Raw genomic sequence first — 3,381 nt, 5'->3', positions numbered from 1 at the left:
GCTCTCCTGGCCTATGGACTTGTGGATAAGCCATTCTGAGAGTAAGGTGAATGAACTAACAAACCGGGAATAGCTCTTATTTTTCCTGAATTTTGTTCCAGATCCCCGGACCTAGCTAATATATACCTCTATTTGCATTAGAAAATTATTCATAACGAAAACTACAAGTTGACGAAATTTAGCTAAGTCTTTAAACTCATTTATAGCTTATCTCCATAAAAAGGACTAGTATGACGAAACTGATTTCACTTCTTTTATTATTATTTATTTCCCCTATTCTAAGCGCTTCCGTAGGCACAGTTTTATTTACCGTAAAAAAAGTAATCGCACAAAATGCAGGCGTAAGCCGCAATTTAAATAGAGGCTCTGCTTTAGAGGTAGGTGATGTCATTATTACAGCAGCTGATTCATCAGCCAAAATAAAATATAATAATGGAACCTTAGTAACTATAGGTTCAGACTCTAATTATAAAATAGTTGCCTATGCCCCTTCACAAGAAGAAGTCCTTAAAGCGGATTTAAGTAAGGGAAAAATTGAATCGCAGACTAATGGTGGTGCCAAAAAGGAAGCGCTTAAAACGCCCGTGGTAGCCCTAGCAATTACTGGTACTAAATACAAAGTCTATGTTCCTAACAATAAAAAAGCTAACGTAAAACTCATCGAAGGCGTAATTAAGATAGGTAATAAAGTACTTCGACCTGGTGAAAGTATTGTAGCAACCATGTATGGAATAACTCCAGCACCTTATCCAGCCGCGGGTAATATTATAGCGCCACCCGAGATGTCTTCAATCAATTCAAGTTCAGCAAGTACCTCAACAACAGGCACTGCCGGGTCAACCTCTCAAGCTAGTGGAGCTGCGACAACATCCTTTGTCAACACTACGACTATAGTCTCACAAACTACTGCGGCTAATACCAGTATAGCGGCAGCGCAACAGACAGCCCCTTTTACTATAGATTGTTTTAATACTCTACCTAGTGCAATTATTGCGTCGCATTAACATTAAGTCATAATCGCTCTAATACTCTTCGCTCTCCCTTTATGAAGTGAGAGCGAATAAAAAGCCGTGAATTTACTTAGGTTACTGCACAGTTGGAGTTCTCGTTAGCACATACCCCTTAATACAGCGGATATAAGCAAAACCATCATTTGGGAAAGTAGTTACCGTTCCGTCTTGAAATTTAACCACATCGTAATAAGCATTTGCTAGAGCTGAGGTCCAGTAATAGGATGAGTCATCACAAACAAATCCCCCAATCGTTGAAGAGCTAGCTGGTACACAATTAGAAACATTGCGTAATTGCTGTAAAACAGAAGCAGTGGGAGGCACTATACTGCCATTCTGACAATAAGATGAAGCAGCGAATCCTTGCACAGTCAGCGGATAGCCATCAGCAGGTAAGGCCGTATAAAAATTGGCACTAGAATTTAAACTGGTAAAAGGTAATTGGAATAATTTATTGCCGTCATAAAAATCACCTACTCCTAATACTCTCATGTTAATAGTGGCATCCGACGAGCTTGGAGTCGGCGCGTTGGCAATTCTCACCGTTACCGGGCTGGGAGCATGTGTTAAGCCAGGGGTAAAGTTCATCGTACAACTAGCGCCAGGATTAAGTGCAGGACACCGCGTAGGGCTGGCAGTTACTCCTACCGGCAAATTATAGGCTTGCAGCTCAGGAACGGTACCGGTTCTAGCGCTGTTGGTAATGGTTATAGAGCCTCGCGCTGAAGAACCTACAAATAAAGTGAGGGAGCAACTTGCTGCTGAGGAAAAACAGTGATTGGGCCGTTCTTTAAGACCCTCTGCGCTATTGAGAGCTTGCGGTAGTTGAACCGCTATTGAAAAGGAAGGTTGTCCCTCTTTCAGCGCTTTAATTCTTATTCCTTCTTCTGCGCTGGGTCCAAAACATTCACCTTGAGTTAAATGCACTTGGTCATACTCACATAAAACCGGGCCTAAATTATGATTTGTAATGACCTCCTGTGCACGAATCTGTAAACTCAATATGCAACTCTCATTCTTTTCTAAGCTAATTAATCCATCACTGCAAGAATTTTTAACAGTTAAATCCTGGCTTATTCCCGCCTGCGTTTGTAAGATAAAATGATAGGTTTTATCACTGGTGTTTACTATTTTATAAGATATAAAACCGGTGTCATTTTTGGGAATTTTAAGCAACGGATCTGTCAAAGCCGTAAAGCTTATAGGAGGTAATTTTGCTTCGGCAAAAGCACTTAGCGAACTCAAAAAAATCACTGAAAGTGCATTGCTTAATCTCCATTTAGACATAATTTTATCCTCATTTATTATTTATTTGTATGAATAAACACACCATTCCAATTATCAGGAGGTGGCACCATTTGGTATTGTTTTATGCGCTCTATATAAAGGCTATATAAATGGGTATGAGGATGAGCCTCATGTAATGTTGTAAACTTATTTAAAGCTTCTTGCCAATTTTTCTCATAATAGTTAGCGATTGCTTGATGATAATAATCAATTTCTTCAATGAGCTCAGGGTTCATTTCATGCACAAAGCCCAGGGGTTCATAAAGCGTTACCCCTTTCTTTCTTCCTTTTACCGCTACTTTATCTATGAGCCGCCACAAAAACTCCTCTTGGTTTTCTCGGGTACTATCGTTAACTAAAATATTAACATCATAGTATTTAGTTAAACTTTCTAGACGCGATGCTAAATTCACATTATCTCCGATCACTGTATAAGCACGACGAAATTTAGATCCCATGTCACCTACATTCATCAAACCACTGGCCAAGCCCAAACCAATACGTAAATTAGGTAAATCATTTTTATTCATTTCTTCATTAATGGCCGGCAAAGCATTTACAATAGCTAATGCACTATAAAGAGCTTGCCGTACATGGCCATTATTCTCAATAGGAACGGGGGCACCCCAGAAAGCAATCACCATATCCCCTACATATTTATCAATAGTACCTTGATGGGTAAAAATAATTTCGGTAATTGGATCAAAATAAGTATTTAATAAACGTTTTACATCTGCCGCACTTAAATTCTCACTGGTTTCGGTGAAATTACGAATATCACAGAATAAAACAGATAAGTGCCTTACCTGTCCTTCCATAGAAGAGGCGCCTGGTGAGTTTATTAATACGTCGACATAATTTTCAGGTACATACTGCCCGAATAATTCTTTAATTTTAAATTTCTGTCTTTTTTCTAAAAAGAATTCATATGAGAAATTGAGCATCACTTGGATAATGACAATGACTAACTCATGTTACGCACATAAACTTGTAGTTTGACTAAAAAGCATTAGAATTCCGCCCTTAATTTTAGGGAGGGAATTAAATGGATATGCTTGATCTTTATAGTGATTATTTGATTTTC

Annotated in this window: 3 protein-coding genes; 1 reads left to right on the top strand and 2 read right to left on the bottom strand. The window is 38.7% G+C overall.

Annotated features, from left to right (window positions below; genetic code table 11):
- The first annotated feature begins 230 nt into the window (after positions 1-230).
- Positions 231-1,004 (top strand): FecR domain-containing protein, encoded by a 774-nt coding sequence (locus ELY15_RS14785; protein ID WP_127101364.1) that lies wholly within the window; start codon positions 231-233, stop codon positions 1,002-1,004.
- An 81-nt stretch (positions 1,005-1,085) separates the two neighbouring features.
- Here the strand turns inward: ELY15_RS14785 and ELY15_RS14780 are convergent, their stop codons facing one another.
- Both ELY15_RS14780 and ELY15_RS14775 read right to left on the bottom strand, forming a co-directional pair.
- Complete coding sequence (locus tag ELY15_RS14780) at positions 1,086-2,297, bottom strand: hypothetical protein (RefSeq protein ID WP_127101362.1); 1,212 nt, start codon at positions 2,295-2,297, stop codon at positions 1,086-1,088.
- A 17-nt stretch (positions 2,298-2,314) separates the two neighbouring features.
- Positions 2,315-3,241, bottom strand: coding sequence for an adenylate/guanylate cyclase domain-containing protein (locus tag ELY15_RS14775; protein WP_127101360.1), 927 nt, complete (start codon positions 3,239-3,241; stop codon positions 2,315-2,317).
- Between the last annotated feature and the right edge of the window lie 140 nt (positions 3,242-3,381).

Source organism: Legionella sp. km772, assembly GCF_003989735.1.
Taxonomy (GTDB): domain Bacteria; phylum Pseudomonadota; class Gammaproteobacteria; order Legionellales; family Legionellaceae; genus Legionella.
This window is presented reverse-complemented; position numbering and strand designations above follow the sequence as displayed.